Source organism: Marinobacter sp. VGCF2001 (assembly GCF_049943275.1).
Taxonomy (GTDB): Bacteria; Pseudomonadota; Gammaproteobacteria; order Pseudomonadales; family Oleiphilaceae; genus Marinobacter.
Map to the genome: position 1 here is coordinate 1 of NZ_JBNFVX010000003.1, position 18,225 is coordinate 18,225.

Here is an 18,225-nt window from a genome sequence, read left to right on the forward strand (position 1 = left end):
TCCTGCCAGTACTCATTACGGCGCGGGCGTGTACATCTGAGTGGAGTACTCGCCTTGGACAGGCTTGTTGAGGGTGACCTCTTCCTTGACGTAATCGACGAAGGATTGGGCATAGTCCAGGAAGGTATCCGTGGCACGGCCATCCTCGCTGACGGTTCCGAAGGTGAGGTACCCGTCACGGCCAGCCGCGGTGAAGCTGTTGGTGACGACGTTCAGGGTTTCGGCGTCGGTCAGAGCGCGCCAGGTGGTTTCACCCCGGGGGCGAACTTCGATGTCGTAGAGGCGTTCGCCAGCAGGCCTGGCCATGTCGACGGTCCAGCGCAGACCGGCCGCATAAGGATAGGCACCCGTGGAACCGCCTTCAACATGGGCATAGTCTACGGCTTCGTTCAGCACCTGTCTGATTTCCTCACCAGTCATGGTCAGATCGGTGAGTGTATTGGCAAACGGCAGCAGGTTGTAGGCATCACCAATGGTGATATCGCCGGCCAGAATGTCAGTGCGAACGCCGCCGGCGTTCTGGATCGACACATCCGCATTCTTGCTCTGGAACAGGAAGGCCTGAGCCACCAGGTTCGGAATATCACCACCCCGGTTCGGATCTTCATTGGCGCAGGTGTCATCACCGTAAGCAATGCCGGGGATACGCGCCAGGCACAGGTCTTCGGATGCGGTACCGATCACCTGATTGCGGAAGCTGTCCAGCTGGTTGGTGTACGTGGCCAGGGTTTGAGCGCCGGTCGGGTCGTCTGCCACGATGCTGAGCTGAGGGTCCTTCTCGATGGCTGCCTGAATGGCTGCCAGTTCCTCGCCTTCCGGTTGGTAGCCATCCTCGGTACCGTCATCACGAATGATGGGGGTACCCAGCAGCAGGTGCGGGGTGCCGGAGCAGGATGAAACCGTGCCATTTTCGTCCCAGGTCACGCTCAGTTCACCCAACACACGTGAGTACTGCCAGGCCTGGGCCACGCACACTTTGTCACCGTCGGCATTGGTCACTTCGGTGGGGTAGGGGCCGGAGGCACTCAGGCCGTAGGCGTCAAAGTCACCCAGCAGGGTGTGGGAATCTCCGCCGATAATGACATCCACTCCGGACAGGCGCTCGGCCAGTGCCAGATCGTTGGCATACTGGTAGTGGGTCAGCAGGATGATCTTGTCGATACCCTGGTCGGTCAGTTCATCGATCATGGCCTGCGCCGTTTCGGCTTCGTCCAGAAACTCAGTGCTTGCCAGCGGGCTGGAGCTGTTGCGGGTTTTGTTGGCGATGTCGATACCGACGATGGCAACTTGCTGGCCATCAACGTTCTTGATGGTGTACGGCTGGATGTAATCATCCTGCGCCACCGGTGCCAGTGGGGTGCCGATGGCGGGTTTTACGTTGGCGGCCAGAACCGGCGTGTTACAGCTGCCCGCTGCCAGATAGTCGAGGAACTTGACCAGCCCTTCGTCACCGCGATCAAACTCGTGATTGCCCAGGGCAAAGGCATCAAAACACACCAGGTTCATCAGCTCGGCATCGGCCTCACCCTCGAAGGAGGTGAAGTACAGGGTGCCGGTCATGGCATCACCGGCATGGAGCTTCAGCACGTTATCCAGTTCGGCGGCTCGTTCGTTGATCTTGGCAATCACCCGGGGGAAGCCGCCAGCGCTGAATTCGGTTTCTTCACCGGCAACGTCCAGCGATTGTGAGCCCGCCTCAAGGTGGGAGTGGTGGTCGTTGATATGCAAAATGTTAACGGTAAGGCGCTCGGTTTCCGGTGCGGGCGCGTCGTCGTTATCACTGTTACAGCCGGTCAGGGCAATCAGCGGGATTGCCAGCCAGAGTCCATGTCGAATCATTGCTCTATCTCCGTTGTGGGGTTTAGCGGCCGGTCAGCACGCGAATCAGGGTGATCAGGTCGTGATGGCTAATGCGCCCATCACCGTCAATGTCGTAAGCCGGAGCGGTGGCTTTGCCGAACAGCATGGCCAGTACCAGGCGGGACAGGTCCCGGCCGTTAACGCGGCCATCACCGTTAAGATCGGCGCGGTCTGCCGGGGTTCTGGTATCGAGATTCAGGGCAACGATCACCGGGTCATGGTCAGAGGCCCGGTAAGCGTCCGGTGCGTAGAAGCTGGCCTGTTGCTCCGGGGTCTTGAACTCGGTGTTGTAGTCCAGGGCTCGGGGCTCATCGGCATTGATCGGCCAGACGGTGGTATCGGCAATTTTGCCGGCCAGGGCGGTATTGGCCAGAGCGTGGTCCAGGTAGCCGGCCTGGCCATAGAACACGTAGGAATACGCCTGCTCGCCAACGTGGGCCGCCAGCAGATCGGTATAGCCGGCATTGGCCAGGGCACGAATGGGGTCTTCTTTCGCGTAGGCGTTGAGGTCGCCGATGATTAACACATCCGGTTCGCCGGTTCCGGTGGCATCGTCTGCCAGCCAGGATGCCAGCGCCTGGGCGGCCTGGGTCCGTACTGGATTCCAGCAGCCCTGACCATCGTTCTGGTCGGCGTTGCTGCCCTCGGCGCTGCCGCAGCCTTTGGATTTGAAGTGGTTGACGGCAATGGTGACGCCATCGTCGGAATCCTTCAGGCGGAAGGTCTGGGCCAGGGGCTGACGGTTCAGGTCATCAAATGGGACTGCACTCAGGGTGGCAGCATTACCAGCGGTCTCGACACGGTCGGCGCGGTAGAGTAGACCAACGGCAATGTCATCATTACCCAGTTGTGCCAGGCCGGGATCGACCCACTGCCATTGGGAACCCAGGCCCCGGGCCAGTTCGGCAATGGCGCTGTTCTGGCCGTAGCCGTCATTCTCGATTTCCATCAGGCCGATGATGTCGGCATCAAGGGCGACCAGAGCACTGACCAGCTTGCCGGTCTGGCGGGCCAGTTCTTCCGGGTTGTCTGCCCCCCGCGCGGTTGGGAATCCGCCGCCCATGCCGTCACCGTTGAAGAAGTTCAGCACGTTGAACGAGGCAACCACCAGGTTGCCGCGATCTTCAAGCCCGGGCTCGGTTGTGCGGGCATTGGCCTGGCTGAAGGATGGGCTGGCGGTAGGCTGCAGGCGCCATTCCGAGAAACGGTAGTCGAGAATGCCGGCAAGATCCTGAACGGTGTCGCCAGCGCGCACGGTCTGACTGGCACTCAGTTGCGGTGCCGGGTAGGACACGATGGCCGGGTTCTGGCGGTTACTGGCGTCGTCCAGAATGATTCGGTCCAGCGTATTGAGTTCAGCTACCAGTGCAGCATCCGCTCCGGGCTCAGCGACACTGGTGGGGATAAAGTGGCGACCGCTGCCCAGGGTCAGGCTGCCGTAACGGCCCAGATCGTAGTTGTCGTTCACCACAAGAGGCGTGCTGAATTTCACCCGCATGGATTCAAAGGCTTCCGGAGCAGTGGCATCGGCCCAGGGCAGGGAAATCTGCGCCGCCGGTGGAAGCTCCGCGGTGCCACAGTTTTCGGTACCGCTCAGGTTGGTCAATTCGGTCAGGCCATTGTATTCGATGACTTCACCGGCAAGCCGCAGGCGCTGGCCGGGCTCGGCGTTCAGAGTTGGCGCATAGACAAACAGGCCTTCGGAGGTGGCAGGGTTGTCGTCGCGGTCTGAGGCTTCTTCCTCCACAAACACGCCGCCAAGGCCATCGTCAGTGTTGAAGGCGGCTGTAACCACGGCTTCGATCACAACGTGCTGGCCGGTAACCGGGCTGATGTCACTTTCGCCCTGAATGTCTGAGATGCGAGTGGCGGGAGCGCCACAGGTCAGGTCCGGCGCGGTCGGTGGCTGGTCCGCGTTATCGTCATCATTGCCAGCGGTGCCCAGATCGTCGAAGCTATTCTGGGGAAAGCCGTCAAAGACCGTGGCCGGGTCGTAGTCGTCGTAGGCATCGGTGTCGGCCAGGGTGCCTGCACGGCGGCGCAGGGTGCGATCCTGCGTGCGGATATCCCCGGAGCCCCAGTAGCTACCGGGGTCTGTGCCGACCTGGCCGATACTGTCGGCAACCGTGCCGCCATTCAGGAGCAGGACAGCGTCGTCACCGTTGAACAGGCCGGCACCGGTAGTCTGATCCGCTACAGCGAGAATTGCTGGATCCGCAGCGCTGTGGGCGAAGACGAAGTTATTGCCGGCGGCAACCGAACCTTCCAGGTTGAAGGTTTGCCCGGGTGTGGCGCTGCCGTTGAAGAAAATCTGCAGCTCCCAGGAGGCAAGATCCACAGGGGCGTCGCCGGTATTGAGAAGTTCAATGGCTTTGTTGTTGCTGGAGCCTTCGACATATTCGCTGATCACCAGCGATGCCTGTGTTGTCGATGCCAGAAGGCCGCCGATGGCGGCTGCCAGCAGCGTTGGTTTCATCGTCATGGTACGGTCCTTGTTACGGTTATGTTGTGTGTTTTGACACCACAATCTGACCGTGTTGTGTGACGATGCCATGAGAGTTTTGTGAAGGATGCTTTGCCGGTTTGTGTCAATGTGGGCAAAGCACCTGAGCAGTTTGGCATTCCGGTGCGTATACAGGGGATGTGTCGACAGGAGGGCCGATGATGCGTTGGATAGTCTTGAAGTGTGTGAGTGTGCTTTTACTCTTGGGGTTGACGGTGCCTGCGGTTGCTCAGGATTGCCCGGCTTTTCTGGACCATGAGCAGCGCAAGCTGCACTCCCGGGATTCGGTGAACCTCTGCGAGGTGGCTGCCGGCAAACCGATGCTGGTGGTGAACACGGCCAGCCGTTGTGGTTATACCGGTCAGTTTGAAGGCCTGGAGGCCCTGCACCAGCAGTACAAAGACCGGGGGCTTGCGGTGGTTGGTTTTGCCAGCGATGATTTTCGTCAGGAAGCCGACAGCGAGGAAGAGGCGGCCAAGGTCTGTTTCGTTAACTTTGGTGTGACGTTCACCATGATTGCGCCGACTGCAGTGACGGGAGATCAGGCCAACCCGGTGTTTCAGGAGCTCAACCGCCAGAGCCGGCAGCCGGGCTGGAACTTCACCAAGTATGTGGTGGATCGGAATGGTAAGGTAGTGGCCCGGTTTCCGAGCCAGGTTCGGCCGGATGATCCTAGCCTGATTGAGTCGGTGGAATCGGTGCTGTAACGAGGAGATAAGGATGACCAGGCCGTCAGGCTACTACGAGAGCAACACCACCCTTGCCCAGTATCTGGAGTTCCACTTCGGCGAAAGCTGGCACGGTGAAGCCAATTTCCCGAAAGAACTGGCCGATGCGGCGCTTGAGGCGCTGGACGGCCGCGCTACTTGCCGGGCGCTGGATATCGGCTGCGCAGTAGGGCGTACCTCGCTTGAGCTGGCCCGCCAGTTCGATCATGTCGATGGGGTCGATTATTCCGAAACCTTTATCGGCAAGTGCCGTGAGGTGGTGCGGGAGGGAGTTGCCCGCTACGCCCGGCCGGAAGAGGGGGAGCTGGTCAGCTATCAGGAGCGATCACTGGCGGCCCTGGGGCTGACCCAGGCTGCCCGCCGCGTGGCTTTCCATCAGGGCGATGCCTGCAACCTTGGTGCCGATTACCGGGACTACGATCTGGTGCTGGCCGGCAACCTGATTGATCGTCTCTACAAGCCATCCCTGTTTCTGGAGCACATCCATGAGCGCATCAATGCTCTGGGGCTACTGGTGATCGCCTCACCCTATACCTGGCTGGAAGAGTACACACCTAGGCAGGACTGGCTGGGTGGTTTCCTGAAAGATGGCGAGCCATTTACCACCCTGGATGGTCTCCAGGCGGTTTTGTCCCCGCGTTTCCGGTTGCTGGCCGAGCCCCGAAGCCTGCCCTTTGTGATCCGGGAGACCCGCAACAAATTCCAGCACAGTTTTTCGGAACTCACGATCTGGGAGAAATTACCGGAATAACCTGCTTTGTCACACAACCGTCACGTAATCCGGTTAGTGTGAAGACTCATCAGGACGACATGCATTGTGTTGATGCATCGTGTGATTGCTTATGCCGGGGCTTGCCCCGGCTTTTTTATGGAACCCGGTGTTCGCCGCCTCCCTCCCTTCTCAACGCCCTTTCACGCCGCCGCGCGGTTTCGCTGCGCTCCGATATGGTTTGCTGAACAAACTGAATGTGCTCCCCGGCGATGGCCCTGGCGTCTTCCTCCCGACCTTCAATAATGGCGTTATACAGTTTCTGGTGCTGGTCCATCAGGCCCTGGCGGGTCTGAACCTCGCGGGAATACATGCCGCCGATGTTGGTGACAATGTTGTTCTTGAGCATGCTGAACAGGTTGCGCATGGTGTGCAGCAGCACCACGTTGTGGCTGGCTTCAGCAATGGCCATATGGAAGCGGGCATCGGCGGCGCCTTCTTCTTCCAGATTGTGGGCAGTGGAATTCTGGTAGCAGGCGTGGAGTTCTTCCCAGGCTTTGCCCAGTCGGGCCAGGTCCACTTCTGTGGCGCGCAGGGCGGCATAGTAGGCACAGTCGCCCTCCAGCGTGCGACGGAACTCCAGCAAATCCCGGTGCGCTTCCGGGTGCTTTTCCAGCAGCGGAATGAGTGGGTCGCTGAAACTGGTTCCCAGATTCTCCGCCACGTAATTGCCGCCACCCTGACGGCTTTTCAGCAGGCCTTTGGCCGCCAGGCGCTGCACGGCTTCTCTGAGTGACGGGCGGGATACGCCGAATTGCTCCGCCAGCACCCGTTCCGGCGGCAGGCGCTGCCCCGGTTCCAGGGTTCCTTCCAGAATCATGGTCTCCAGCTGCTCGACAATGGTGTCGGCCAGCCGTCTGGGAGCAATCTGATTGATGGGCATGATGTCTCACTTGTGTGTCTAAAAATTGGTCATACCAATAAATCTTACCTGCGTCTACGCTTGTTTTTACAACAAAACTTCAAAGCAATACGACTAATGTATGAGTGGGCGGTTTTGACACCACAAAGCCTGCTCAAATAACGTACTCGGCACAGGTTTGTAAATTGGTAATACCAATTGATCAAAAGTATCAACTAACAAGAAAACGCTGGAGAACATCATGTCATCCGGATTACTCGCCCTGTTGGCATTTGCCCCCATCCTGCTGGCCGGGGTTCTGTTACTTGGATTGCGCTGGCCCGCCCGCAACGCGATGCCCGTTGTTTTCCTGGCTACGGCCGTCCTCGGCTATACAGCCTGGGATATGACCTTCAACCGGATTGTCGCCTCTACCCTGCAAGGGCTTGTGATCACCATCGGCGTGTTGTGGATTATTTTCGGCGCCATCCTGCTGCTGAACACCCTGAAGCACTCCGGTGCTATTGCTACCATCCGTTCAGGTTTCACTAATATCACGCCAGACCGCCGCATTCAGGCCATCATTATCGTCTGGTTGTTTGGCAGCTTTATCGAAGGGGCCTCAGGGTTTGGTACGCCGGCAGCTATTGTGGCGCCGTTGCTGGTAGCTGTCGGCTTTCCGGCCATGGCTGCGGTTATGCTGGGCATGATGGTGCAGAGCACGCCGGTCTCGTTTGGCGCGGTGGGTACGCCTATCATTGTGGGGGTTACAACCGGCCTTGACCAGGCCACCATTTCCGGCCAGTTGTTGGCCAATGGCTCTGATTGGGACGCCTACCTGCAGCTGATCACTTCTGAAGTGGTCGTGACCCACGGTGTTGTGGGCGTGTTCATGCCCGTGTTGATGGCCGTTATGATGACTCGCTTCTTCGGTCGCAACAAAAGCTGGATGGAAGGTTTGGAAGTGTTGCCGTTTGCCCTGTTTGCCGGCGTCGCCTTCGTGGTGCCCTACGTTATCACCGGTATGCTGCTGGGGCCGGAGTTCCCGTCGTTGCTGGGCGGCCTGATCGGCCTGGCGATTGTCACGTTTGCGGCCAGGAAAGGCTTTCTGATTCCGAAGAAAACCTGGGACTTTGCCGGGCGTGAAGACTGGCCGGCCGAGTGGGTTGGCAAGCTGGAAATGAAACTGGAAGACATCGCCGCCCACCCCATGAGTGGCTTTCGTGCCTGGTTACCGTATGTTCTGATGGGTGCGATTCTGGTGATCAGCCGCACCGTGGAGCCGGTGAAAGACTTCTTCGTCAGCATTGGCGTATCCTTCTCGAACATTCTGGGTGAGGCCGGTGTCAGCGCCGGTGTGCAGCCACTGTATCTGCCTGGCGGCATTCTGGTGATGGTGGTGATAGCCACCTTCTTCATCCACCGAATGAGCACCCGGGCCATGGGTGAAGCCCTGAAAGAGTCGGGCGGGGTGTTGCTCAGCGCGGGTTTTGTACTGCTGTTCACCATTCCGATGGTGCGGATCATGATCAACTCCGGCGTCAACCTGGCCGACCTGCCAAGCATGCCGCTGGCCATGGCCACCTGGGTGGCGGATTCTGTGGGCGGCATCTATCCCTTCCTGGCGCCTATGGTCGGTGCGTTGGGTGCTTTCCTTGCCGGCTCCAATACCGTATCGAACATGATGTTCAGCCAGTTCCAGTTTGGTGTTGCCCAGGGCCTCGGGTTGTCTACGGCACTGATGGTGGCGGTGCAGGCTGTTGGTGCGGCTGCCGGCAACATGATTGCTATTCACAACGTTGTTGCGGCCTCTGCCACAGTGGGCTTGCTGGGCCGTGAAGGGCAGACGCTTCGGAAAACCATTCGCCCGACCATCTACTATCTTGTAATGACCGGTGTGGTTGCCTTGGTGGCAGCCTATGCTTTGGGCGTTACCGACCCTTTGATGAACTGATCTGAAACAACGGGCAGGGCTGCCACGCAGCCTGAAGAACCCGGAGGCAATAACTGATGACTGAGCTGTTCTACGACGCCGCCCCCAATGCCACCCGCGTGGCTCCTGAGCGACCCGCGCCACGAACGTATCCGGCCAAGCCGGCCGAGGTCACGCTGTTCGGCACCTGCGTGGTGGACCTTTTCTTTCCCGAGGCCGGCCTGGATGCCATCCGCCTGCTGGAACGGGAAGGCATTCGGGTGCACTTTCCGCAGGAGCAATCCTGCTGCGGCCAGCCGGCCTGGACTTCCGGCTACGTGAATGAGGCCCGGGAGGTGGCGCGGGCACAGCTCAACCTGCTCGACAACGGCTTGCCGGTGGTAGTCCCCTCGGGCTCCTGTGCCGGCATGTTCCGGCAGCACTACCGGGAAGTGTTTGCGGAAGAGCCGGATACCCTCAAGCGTGTGGATGACCTGGCCGAGCGTACCTTCGAGCTGACCGAGTTTCTGCTGCACGTATGCAAGGTAGACTGGCAGGATCTCGGTCAGCCCACGCAGATTGCCCTGCACACCTCCTGTTCCGCCCGTCGGGAAATGAACACCCACCTGCACGCCCGGGAGTTGCTGGGTAAGCTGGCGAACGTCAAGCGGCTGGACCATGACCACGAAAGCGAGTGCTGCGGGTTTGGCGGCACTTTCTCCGTGCGCATGCCGGAAGTGTCCGGGGCCATGGTGCTCGACAAAACCCGTTCGTTGCGGGAATCCGGTGCAGCGGAAATGGTAACCGCTGATGGCGGCTGCCTGCTCAACATCAACGGCTCCCTGGAAAAACAGAAACAGACGTTCCGGGGCCGGCATCTGGCCAGCTTTCTTTGGGAGCGGGTGAGTGGAGAGGTGAAATCATGAGCCAGCGTATACCGGTAAAAGAACTCACCGACAGCTTCCGTGGCCGCGCGGTGGGCGCCCTGGCCGACGATCAGCTGCGCACCAACTTCCGCGTCGCCATGGATTCTCTGATGCAGAAGCGCGCCGATGCCTTCCCGGACGAGGAAGAACGCGAAGGCCTGCGGGAGCTGGGCAACCACATCAAGGCCCGGGCGCTGTCCCGGTTGCCGGACCTGCTTGAACAACTGGAAACCAGGCTGACCGCCAACGGTGTGAAGGTGCACTGGGCCGAGACCACCGAAGAGGCCAACCGGATTGTCCATTCCATCATCGAGGCGAAGCAAGGCTCTCAGGTGGTGAAGGGCAAGTCCATGGTCAGCGAAGAAATGGAGATGAACGACTACCTGGCCGACCGCAATATCGAGTGCCTGGAGTCCGACATGGGCGAGTACATCGTCCAACTGGATGGCGAAAAGCCGTCCCACATCATCATGCCTGCGATTCACAAGAACCGCTTTCAGGTCTCCAGACTGTTCCACGACAAACTGGGCGTGGATGAGACCGAGGATGTGAACGAGCTGATCCAGATTGGCCGGCGCACCCTGCGCCAGAAATTTCTGGAAGCGGATGTCGGGGTGTCTGGCGTCAACTTCGCCATTGCCGAAACCGGCACCTTGCTGCTGGTGGAAAACGAAGGCAATGGCCGCATGAGCACCACGGCGCCGCCGGTGCACATTGCGGTCACCGGTATCGAAAAGGTGGTGGAAAACCTGCGGGACGTGGTGCCCCTGTTGTCGTTGCTGACCCGCTCCGCATTGGGCCAGCCGATCACCACCTACGTGAACATGATTTCCGGCCCGCGCAAGGCGGATGAGCTGGATGGTCCGGAGGAAGTTCACCTGGTGCTGCTGGACAACGGCCGCAGTGGTGCCTTTGCCGACGCCCAGTTGCGCCAGACCCTGAACTGCATTCGCTGTGGCGCCTGTATGAACCACTGCCCGGTGTATGCCCGGGTGGGTGGCCACACCTATGGTGAAGTGTATCCGGGGCCGATCGGCAAGATTATTACGCCGCACATGGTCGGGTTGCACAAGGTGCCGGACCATCCCAGCGCGTCTTCGCTGTGTGGCGCCTGTGGCGAAGTGTGCCCGGTGAAGATTCCGATTCCGGAAATGCTGCAACGGCTGCGACAGGAAAATGTCAAAAGCCCGGCGGAGCAGCCGACAGTCAAAGATGGCGGAGCCAAGTACTCGCGCAAGGAGCGGGCGATCTGGCGGTTCTGGGCGGCCCTGAACACCTCGCCCCGGTTCTATCGGTGGTTCCTTTGGGCCGCGACCCGTTTTGGCAAGCTGGCCCCGAAAAACGCTGGCCCCTGGACTGATAATCATACGGCGCCGATACCGGCACGTCGGTCTCTGCATGATCTGGCCAAAGCCCACCTGGACGGGAGAAAACAGGGATGAGCGCCCGCAGTAACATTCTGAATAAATTGCGCGCCGGCCTGGCTGGCACCACGCCCCGGCCGGATGAGTTTAACGAGGAGCTGGTTACCCGCCCCTGGCAGTATGCGCCTGCCGACCGGATTACCCGCCTGCGTTCGCTGATGGAAGCGGTTCATACCGAAGTGCACCAGCTGGCCAGTGCCGAATGGCCGGCCAGGGTTCAGGAGTTGCTGGCCACTCGCGGGCTGAACAATCTGCTCTACGCACCGGGCACCGATCACGGAAAGCGGTTGGTGGAGCACTGGCAGCAGGCTGGCGCCGGGCCTCAACTCATCGCTTACGACAGGCCTGTGGAAGAATGGAAGGAAGAGCTGTTCTGGCAGGTAGAGGCCAGTCTCACCGGCACCGCCGGTGGTATTGCCGCGACCGGCTCACTGGTACTGTGGCCGGACCGCCATGAGCCGCGCCTGATGAGCCTGTTGCCGCCGCTGCACATTGCCCTGCTCAAGGCCAGTGAAGTGGAAGACAATCTTTACAGTATGATGCAGGCGCGCGACTGGTCCGCCGGTTTGCCCACCAACTTGCTGCTGATCTCCGGCCCCTCCAAGACCGCCGACATTGAGCAGGTGTTGGCCTACGGCGCCCATGGCCCGAAGGAACTGGTGGTGCTGATTCTGGACGATCAGTGAGAACGAGCGAGGCCCGGTAAGGGCCTCGCGATGGGGGCATCAGAGTTCCTTGAATGCGCTGGTGGTGGCCTGGAGCACCTCTTTGGCGTCGCCTTTCACCATCAGGCTGTTATCCCGGATAAACAGGCCGTTGGGAATGCCCGCAAAGCCGGCCGACAGGCTGCGCTTGACCACGATTACGGTCTTTGCCTTGTGCACATCGAGAATCGGCATACCAAAGATCGGTGAGTTCGGATCTTCCGCGGCGGCCGGGTTCACCACATCGTTGGCGCCCAGCACGATGGCCACATCCGCCTGCGGCAGTTCCGGGTTGATGGCGTCCATGTCTTTCAGCTGGTCATAGGGAATCTCGGCCTCGGCCAGCAGCACGTTCATGTGCCCTGGCATCCGGCCAGCCACTGGATGAATCGCATAACTGACCTTGGCGCCACGGCTTTCCAGCTGGCTGGCGAGCTCTTTCACCGCGTGCTGGGCCTGGGCCACCGCCAGGCCGTAGCCGGGCACCATCACCACATTGCGGGCGCTATCCAGTAACAAGGCCAGGTCGTCGGGAGTGGCGTACTTGACTTTGCCGTCGTAGAACTCGCCCTCGTCCTGTTTGCTGGTGCTGCTGTCGGAGCCACCAAAGGCACCGCCAAACAGCACGTTAGGCAGCGAGCGGTTCATCGCCTTGCACATGACGGCGGTCAGAATCAGGCCCGAGGCACCCACCAGCGAACCGGTAATGATCAGCCCCTGGTTGCCCAGCACAAAGCCGGTGGCGGCACCCGCCAGGCCGGAATAGGCGTTCAGCAGGGCCACGACGACCGGCATATCGGCACCACCGATGGGTTGTACCAGCCCCACACCCAGCAGCAGGCACAGCCCTACCAGGGCAGCCAGGGCCAGCGGGTTGGTGCTGCCGCCGGAGGCAAACAGTACCGCGCCCACCAGGGCGGCGATCACGGTCACCAGTGTCACCATGTGCCACAGGCGGTTGTTCCGGCTGTCACCGATATTACCCTTGAGTTTGAGTACGGCCACGATCGAGCCCGTCAGGGTGACCGAACCGATAACGATGGACGCCAGAATGGCGGCGGTCCAGCCCGCGCTGCCGGCGCCCGTGGCATTCACCGCATACAGCCAGGTGCTGGCGGCCACGGCAACCGAGGCTCCGCCGCCGACACCGTTCAGGCTGGCGACCAGTTCCGGCATTTCAGTGGTGGCCGTCCGTTTGGCCAGCCAGACGCCAATGGCACCGCCCAGCAGCATTCCTGCGATGATTGCAGCGTAGCTGATGATGTCATGGTGCAGCAGGGCCGCAACCACGGCGATCAGCATTCCAACGGCGGCAATCTGGTTGCCGCGGACCGCGGTTTTCGGGCGCGTCATGCCCTTGATGCCGAGGATGAAACACACCGCGGCGGCGAGGTAAGACAGGTTGATCAGTGCAAACATGGTTATCCCTTCCGCTTGAACATATTCAGCATACGATCTGTCACCAGGAACCCGGCCACGATGTTGATACTGGCGAGGGTGACAGCGATGAAACCGAGGATGCCGGCCACACTGGGCGACAATTCTGTACTGCCGGTGCTGATGATGGCGCCCACGATGACAATGCCGGAGATGGCGTTGGTACCACTCATCAACGGGGTGTGCAGGGTCGGGGGAACCTTGTTAATCAGCTCCACTCCAACAAACAGCGCCAGCACGAAAATGGTGAGACTCAGGGCAAACAGTTCCATCAGGCGGTCTCCTCTTGCTCGGTGGTTTCAGCGCGGGCGGGTGCGTCAACGTTATGGCAGACCTTGCCGTGCTGCACCACCAGCGTGGCGGCGACAATGTCGTCGTCCAGGCTGGGCACGAGACGGCCGTCTTCAGTCATATTCATCAGGAACGCGGTAATGTTTCGGGTCAGCAGCTGGGACGCGTGCACCGGCACCCGGGAGGGGTGATTGGCGTGGCCCACCAGGGTGACACCGTCTACGTCCACTTTCTGGTTCAGCACCGTGCCATCGACATTGCCGCCTTTATCGGCCACCAGATCGACGATCACCGAGCCGCTCTTCATACGGTGGATCATTTCCCGGGTGATCAGTTTGGGCGCGGTTTTGCCTGGCACCGCCGCCGTGGTAATCACCAGATCGGCGCGGGCAACACAGTCGGCCAGTTGCTGCTGCTGAGCCTTATAAAAGGCGTCACTCTGGGCCTTGGCGTAACCGCTGTCGCCGGTGGTGTCGGATTCCGGAACGTCGATGTCAATGAACTCCGCGCCCAGGCTCTCGACCTGCTCGCGGACTTCCGGGCGCAAATCGTAGGCTTCGACGACGGCGCCAAGCCGGCGGGCAGTGGCAATGGCCATCAAACCGGCCACACCGGCGCCAATCACCAGTACGCGGGCCGGGTGAATGGTGCCGGCGGCGGTCATCAGCATGGGGAAATAGCGTGGCAAGGCCATGGCACCACTGAGCACGGCGCGGTAGCCGCTGATGCCGGCCATGGCACTGAGCACATCCATAGACTGGGCCCGGGTGGTTCTGGGCACCAGGTCGAGGGCAAAGGCCCGGACACTCTGGCCGGCCAGCTGCTCCAGCAACGGTTGGTTGAACCATGGGTCCAGCAGGCAAACCAGCGTTGCCTCCGGCCGAATCAGGCGGGCTTCCTCAGCCGAGGGTGCCCGCACCTTGAGGATGACCGTGGCCTGGCGGTACAGCGCCTCTGAGTCGTCGGCAATGATGGCGCCGGCGTGGCGATAGTCATCGTCGGTGAAGTGGGCGGCGCTGCCGGCGCTACTTTCAACCACCACCTCGTAACCACCTTCCAGCAGCGTTGATACCCCCGAGGGGATGATGGCGACGCGGTTCTCGCCGTCTTGTCTTTCTCTGGGAATCCCTATCATCATGCGTACAGGCTCCGTTCATTTTGAGTTTGTTCTGCCCCGGTGTTCAGTCCCAGGGTGTGAAGGGTGTAATTGCGGATGTCCGCCAATAGCCGGGTGTCCTGTTGCAGCGACTGGCCATAGCTGGGAATCAGGGATGCCAGGGTCTGTCGGTTCTGGCCCTGCACCAGTTCGGGCAGGCAGCGTTCGATGACATCGAGCATGGCCGAGACACAGGTGGAGGCTCCCGGAGAGGCCCCCAGCAGGGCGGCCAGCGAGCGATCCTGGGTGCTGACCACCTCGGTGCCGAATTCAAGGCTGCCCCGGCCGGCGGCGTTTGGCTTGATGATTTGCACGCGCTGCCCAGCGCGCACCAGTTGCCATTGTTCCGGGTCGGGTTGGTTGATGAAGCGCGCCAGTTCGCCCAACCGTGCCGATTTCGGGCTCAGGGCCTCTTTGATCAGATAGCGGGTCAGAGGCCAGTTGTGCGCAGCGACATCCAGTAACGGTTTCAGGTTGTCGCCCCGGACGGAGCGCACCAGGTCCAGCAGGCCGCCGTGTTTCAGAAAGCGGGTGGTGAAGCCGGCGAAAGGCCCGAACAACAGGGCTGCCTTGCCATTGATGAAGCGTGTATCCAGATGGGGTACCGACATGGGGGGAGCCCCGACCGGCGCCTGGCTGTATACCTTGGCGTTGTGCGCCAGGGCCATGTGTTCATCCTTGCAAGCCAGCCACAGCCCGGAAACCGGGAAACCGCCATAGCCACGAATCTCTGGAACACCGGCTTTTTGCAGTAACGGCAGGGCCGCACCTCCGGCGCCGATAAACACGAAACGGCTGGAGAGCGTGCGTTGTTCGCCGGTTTTCAGGTTCTGCAGGCGCACACGCCAGCCATCGGCCTGGCGTTCAAGCCGGGTCACCTGGCACTGGAGCTGGATGTCACAGGCGTTGTGCTGGGCCAGAGAGCGGCCGAGCAGCCGGGTCAGTGCACCAAAATTCACATCACTGCCATGGCCCACGCGAGTTGCGGCGGCGGGTTCGAAGGCTGTGCGTGCGCCGTGAATCAGGGGTAGCCAGTCGGTGAGGGTATCGGGCTGATCGCTGAACTCCATGTCCTGGAACAGCGGGTGTGTGTTCAATGCCTTGTGGCGTGCGCGCAGGAAATCGCGGGCCTTGGTGCCCTGAACCCAGCTCAGGTGGGGCACCGGGCGGATAAAGTTTTCCGGCGCCGGTAAAAGCCCTTGCTCAACCAGGGCACTCCAGTATTGCAGCGACAGCTCAAACTTCTCGTTAATAGCCAGGGCCCGTTCGATGCTGACGCTGCCGTCGCGGTTGGCCGGGGTGTAGTTGAGCTCGCAGTAGCCGGCATGGCCGGTGCCGGCGTTGTTCCAGGCATCGGAACTCTCGCCCGCGAGCTGGTCTCCCTGTTCAACGAGTGTGATCGAGCGGGAACTGTCCAGTTGGTGGATGAGCGAGGCCAGGGTGACGCTCATCACGCCACCGCCAATCAGAAGAATATCGGTATCAAAGCCCACCATGGTATGCCCCTTTCAGTAGCAAACGAACGAAGGGGTCATACCTTAGTCTAAGGCGATTGTTGTAAAAATCGTATTTAGTAAGGTTTATTCATCGAAAAAACCGATCTATTTGGTGCCAAGGCCCCGCTGGGTCAGGAATGTTTTCATGTGCGGGCGCAGTTTTGACGTAAACAGAGGCTTCAGTTGCTCGGACCAGTTTGTGTCCTTGTTGCCGCTGCTTCGGGCCTGGTAATACCGGCTCATGGTCAGGTCAAAATCACCAACCAGGTCGTTGTCCTGATTATCGCTGTAGACGTTCTCTTTGAGAATGGACGCCAGGGGCAGGCGAGGCTTCACCTCCGGGGCCTGGTCGGGGTAACCCAGGCACATACCGAACACCGGATAGACATTGTCCGGCAATTCCAGAATGTCGCTGACCTCCTGCGGGTTGTTTCGAATACCGCCGATATAACACAGGCCAAGCCCTTCGGATTCGGCCGCAATAGCCACATTCTGCGCCATCAGTGCGGTATCGATGGTGGCGACCAGCAGTTGTTCGGTCATGCCCCGGGTGGCATCGGCGCCCGCTCGCTCTGCCGCTTCCGTGGCCCGCTTCATGTCTGCGCAGAATACGAGGAAGTCGGGAGCGTCCGCCACGTAAGGCTGGCCACCCGCCAATTCGGCGATGCTTTGCCGGCTTTCGGGATTAACCACATGAATAATGGTGTAAGCCTGGACATGATTGGAGGTGGCCGCGCATTGACCAGCCCGAATCAGTTCTTCAAACAGCTCCCGCGGGATTTCCTGATCCTTGAATTTACGGATAGAACGGTGGGATTTAAGAAGTTCGATGGTCGGATTCATAGCGCCTCGCCGGTTGCGGAGAAAATCAGACGATAGCTTGCTTATCTGCGTCGGCACAACCAGACCGGCGTTGGTAGTTGTCCGGATGCCGGGTTGGATGCGAAAAAAAGCGCGCCGGGGAGGCGCGCTTTTGAGTGGCAGGCAGAGCCCGTGCTTTACGGAACCATGTCTACCGGTTTGGGCGTGTTCGCGGTGCTGGGTGGCAGTACCGGATAAGTTACTTCCGGAACATTGCCGGTCAGGGTCTTGAGGAAGGCGACGATGGATTGAACCTCGTCGTCGTTCAGCTCGGCGCCCAGCTGCGCGGTGCCCATCACCGCTACGGCCTCTTCCAGGCTCCAGACGGCGCCGGAGTGGAAATAGGGCGCGGTCAGCTCGATGTTACGCAGCGGAGAGGCGCGGAACACATACTCGTCAGACGCGGTTTCGGTGACAGAGAAGCGGCCTTTATCGCCCTCTGGCAGGATCTCGGCACCCGGCTTGGCAACCAGCCCGAATGGATGGTAGCTCTGACCGCCGAGGTTCACACCGCTGTGGCAGGCGGTACAGCCGCGGTCCATGAACAGCGCCAGACCTTCTTTCTCACTCTCGTTCAGCGCGGAGGTGTCGCCGCGCAGATATTTGTCGAAAGGTGCTTCCGGGGTGATCAGTGTTGCTTCATAGGCTTCGATGGCCACAGCCATATTGTCGAAGGTGACCGGATTTTCCTGGCCCGGGAAGGCATCCTCAAAGCGCTCGATGTACTCCGGCATACTCTTCAGGGTAGCCACCACACGGTCTGGCGTACTGCTCATCTCGACCCCCGCCTGTACCGGTCCTTTGGCCTGCTCGGCCAGGTCGGCGGCACGGCCGTCCCAGAACTGGGCCGCGTTAAACACGGCGTTGAACACGGTCGGCGAGTTCCGGGGGCCTTTCTGCCAGCCATGGCCGATCGAGGTGGGCAGCTCGTCATCGCCACCCAGTCCCACGTTGTGGCAGGTGTTGCAGCTGATCAGGTGGCTGGAAGACAGGCGCGGTTCAAAGAACAACATCTTGCCCAGTTCAACCTTGGCCTGTGTGAGTTCATTACCATCAATCACCGGTGGGTATTTGGGAATGGGCTCGAACATGCTGTTGGCCCGTTCCATAAGGTTGTCCGCCATGGCGGAGCCCGCCACCACACCCAGACTGAGGGCGAGTGCTTTAACCAATGGACGCTTGATCATATCGCTTTCTCCTTATGAGAACGGCTTGGTCTCTCTCTGATTCAAACTTAACAAAACGTTCAGAATTCGCACGGGGAATCGGCAAGAGTCGGGCTGATAATTGACGTCTATCAATTTCTGGCTGGCGACA

At 60.3% G+C, this 18,225-nt stretch carries 15 protein-coding genes; 6 read left to right on the top strand and 9 right to left on the bottom strand.

Annotation, left to right across the window (positions count from 1 at the left end; translation table 11 throughout):
* Window positions 1–15: 15 nt before the first annotated feature.
* Window positions 16–1,839 (bottom strand): NAD nucleotidase, encoded by a 1,824-nt coding sequence (nadN, locus tag ACP2AU_RS05345; protein WP_426375079.1) that lies wholly within the window; start codon window positions 1,837–1,839, stop codon window positions 16–18.
* Between the two features lie 22 nt (window positions 1,840–1,861).
* Window positions 1,862–4,336, bottom strand: a complete 2,475-nt coding sequence (locus ACP2AU_RS05350; protein WP_426375314.1) for an ExeM/NucH family extracellular endonuclease — start codon at window positions 4,334–4,336, stop codon at window positions 1,862–1,864.
* Between the two features lie 185 nt (window positions 4,337–4,521).
* Here ACP2AU_RS05350 and ACP2AU_RS05355 point away from each other — a divergent pair, with 185 nt between their 5' ends.
* Together ACP2AU_RS05355 and ACP2AU_RS05360 are read left to right on the top strand one after the other, a co-directional pair.
* Entirely contained in the window at window positions 4,522–5,070 is a 549-nt protein-coding gene (locus ACP2AU_RS05355; RefSeq protein ID WP_426375080.1) for a glutathione peroxidase, read from the top strand.
* A gap of 13 nt (window positions 5,071–5,083) precedes the next feature.
* Complete coding sequence (locus ACP2AU_RS05360) at window positions 5,084–5,842, top strand: putative 4-mercaptohistidine N1-methyltransferase (protein WP_426375081.1); 759 nt, start codon at window positions 5,084–5,086, stop codon at window positions 5,840–5,842.
* Between the two features lie 115 nt (window positions 5,843–5,957).
* Here ACP2AU_RS05360 and ACP2AU_RS05365 read toward each other — a convergent pair whose 3' ends face one another.
* Entirely contained in the window at window positions 5,958–6,743 is a 786-nt protein-coding gene (locus tag ACP2AU_RS05365; RefSeq protein WP_426375082.1) for an FCD domain-containing protein, read from the bottom strand.
* 220 nt (window positions 6,744–6,963) lie between these two features.
* Here ACP2AU_RS05365 and ACP2AU_RS05370 point away from each other — a divergent pair, with 220 nt between their 5' ends.
* The 4 genes from ACP2AU_RS05370 to ACP2AU_RS05385 are packed head-to-tail and all read left to right on the top strand — an operon-like array spanning window position 6,964 to window position 11,649.
* Window positions 6,964–8,655 (top strand): L-lactate permease, encoded by a 1,692-nt coding sequence (locus ACP2AU_RS05370; RefSeq protein WP_036219753.1) that lies wholly within the window; start codon window positions 6,964–6,966, stop codon window positions 8,653–8,655.
* A gap of 56 nt (window positions 8,656–8,711) precedes the next feature.
* Window positions 8,712–9,539 carry a (Fe-S)-binding protein gene (locus tag ACP2AU_RS05375; protein WP_426375083.1) on the top strand — a complete coding sequence of 276 codons (828 nt, stop codon included), beginning with the start codon at window positions 8,712–8,714 and terminating at the stop codon, window positions 9,537–9,539.
* On the top strand, window positions 9,536–10,981 hold the full coding sequence (locus ACP2AU_RS05380; RefSeq protein ID WP_426375084.1) for a LutB/LldF family L-lactate oxidation iron-sulfur protein: 1,446 nt from the start codon (window positions 9,536–9,538) through the stop codon (window positions 10,979–10,981). The genes ACP2AU_RS05375 and ACP2AU_RS05380 overlap by 4 nt, the downstream gene beginning before the upstream one ends.
* Window positions 10,978–11,649 (top strand): LutC/YkgG family protein, encoded by a 672-nt coding sequence (locus ACP2AU_RS05385; RefSeq protein ID WP_426375085.1) that lies wholly within the window; start codon window positions 10,978–10,980, stop codon window positions 11,647–11,649. The genes ACP2AU_RS05380 and ACP2AU_RS05385 overlap by 4 nt, the downstream gene beginning before the upstream one ends.
* 39 nt (window positions 11,650–11,688) lie before the next feature.
* On the opposite strand, the gene ACP2AU_RS05390 is transcribed toward ACP2AU_RS05385, so the two are convergent.
* The 6 genes from ACP2AU_RS05390 to ACP2AU_RS05415 all read right to left on the bottom strand — a co-directional run bounded on the left by ACP2AU_RS05390 (window position 11,689) and on the right by ACP2AU_RS05415 (window position 18,095).
* Entirely contained in the window at window positions 11,689–13,086 is a 1,398-nt protein-coding gene (locus ACP2AU_RS05390; protein ID WP_426375087.1) for an NAD(P)(+) transhydrogenase (Re/Si-specific) subunit beta, read from the bottom strand.
* A 2-nt stretch (window positions 13,087–13,088) separates the two neighbouring features.
* Window positions 13,089–13,376, bottom strand: coding sequence for an NAD(P) transhydrogenase subunit alpha (locus ACP2AU_RS05395; RefSeq protein WP_426375089.1), 288 nt, complete (start codon window positions 13,374–13,376; stop codon window positions 13,089–13,091).
* Window positions 13,376–14,533: a Re/Si-specific NAD(P)(+) transhydrogenase subunit alpha gene (locus ACP2AU_RS05400; RefSeq protein WP_426375091.1), complete on the bottom strand. Its 1,158-nt coding sequence runs from the start codon at window positions 14,531–14,533 to the stop codon at window positions 13,376–13,378. The genes ACP2AU_RS05395 and ACP2AU_RS05400 overlap by 1 nt, the downstream gene beginning before the upstream one ends.
* Window positions 14,530–16,047, bottom strand: a complete 1,518-nt coding sequence (gene mqo / locus ACP2AU_RS05405; RefSeq protein ID WP_426375092.1) for a malate dehydrogenase (quinone) — start codon at window positions 16,045–16,047, stop codon at window positions 14,530–14,532. Before mqo ends, ACP2AU_RS05400 begins: the two co-directional genes overlap by 4 nt.
* A 105-nt stretch (window positions 16,048–16,152) precedes the next feature.
* Window positions 16,153–16,890 (bottom strand): oxygen-insensitive NADPH nitroreductase, encoded by a 738-nt coding sequence (gene nfsA / locus ACP2AU_RS05410; RefSeq protein ID WP_426375093.1) that lies wholly within the window; start codon window positions 16,888–16,890, stop codon window positions 16,153–16,155.
* A 155-nt stretch (window positions 16,891–17,045) separates the two neighbouring features.
* Window positions 17,046–18,095, bottom strand: a complete 1,050-nt coding sequence (locus tag ACP2AU_RS05415; protein ID WP_426375094.1) for a cytochrome-c peroxidase — start codon at window positions 18,093–18,095, stop codon at window positions 17,046–17,048.
* Between the last annotated feature and the right edge of the window lie 130 nt (window positions 18,096–18,225).

Coding starts and splice junctions, on each gene's coding strand:
- nadN (WP_426375079.1), bottom strand. CDS start 1,839: ATGATTCGACATGGACTCTGGCTGGCAATCCCGCTGATTGCCCTGACC.
- ACP2AU_RS05350 (WP_426375314.1), bottom strand. CDS start 4,336: ATGAAACCAACGCTGCTGGCAGCCGCCATCGGCGGCCTTCTGGCATCG.
- ACP2AU_RS05355 (WP_426375080.1), top strand. CDS start 4,522: ATGATGCGTTGGATAGTCTTGAAGTGTGTGAGTGTGCTTTTACTCTTG.
- ACP2AU_RS05360 (WP_426375081.1), top strand. CDS start 5,084: ATGACCAGGCCGTCAGGCTACTACGAGAGCAACACCACCCTTGCCCAG.
- ACP2AU_RS05365 (WP_426375082.1), bottom strand. CDS start 6,743: ATGCCCATCAATCAGATTGCTCCCAGACGGCTGGCCGACACCATTGTC.
- ACP2AU_RS05370 (WP_036219753.1), top strand. CDS start 6,964: ATGTCATCCGGATTACTCGCCCTGTTGGCATTTGCCCCCATCCTGCTG.
- ACP2AU_RS05375 (WP_426375083.1), top strand. CDS start 8,712: ATGACTGAGCTGTTCTACGACGCCGCCCCCAATGCCACCCGCGTGGCT.
- ACP2AU_RS05380 (WP_426375084.1), top strand. CDS start 9,536: ATGAGCCAGCGTATACCGGTAAAAGAACTCACCGACAGCTTCCGTGGC.
- ACP2AU_RS05385 (WP_426375085.1), top strand. CDS start 10,978: ATGAGCGCCCGCAGTAACATTCTGAATAAATTGCGCGCCGGCCTGGCT.
- ACP2AU_RS05390 (WP_426375087.1), bottom strand. CDS start 13,086: ATGTTTGCACTGATCAACCTGTCTTACCTCGCCGCCGCGGTGTGTTTC.
- ACP2AU_RS05395 (WP_426375089.1), bottom strand. CDS start 13,376: ATGGAACTGTTTGCCCTGAGTCTCACCATTTTCGTGCTGGCGCTGTTT.
- ACP2AU_RS05400 (WP_426375091.1), bottom strand. CDS start 14,533: ATGATGATAGGGATTCCCAGAGAAAGACAAGACGGCGAGAACCGCGTC.
- mqo (WP_426375092.1), bottom strand. CDS start 16,047: ATGGTGGGCTTTGATACCGATATTCTTCTGATTGGCGGTGGCGTGATG.
- nfsA (WP_426375093.1), bottom strand. CDS start 16,890: ATGAATCCGACCATCGAACTTCTTAAATCCCACCGTTCTATCCGTAAA.
- ACP2AU_RS05415 (WP_426375094.1), bottom strand. CDS start 18,095: ATGATCAAGCGTCCATTGGTTAAAGCACTCGCCCTCAGTCTGGGTGTG.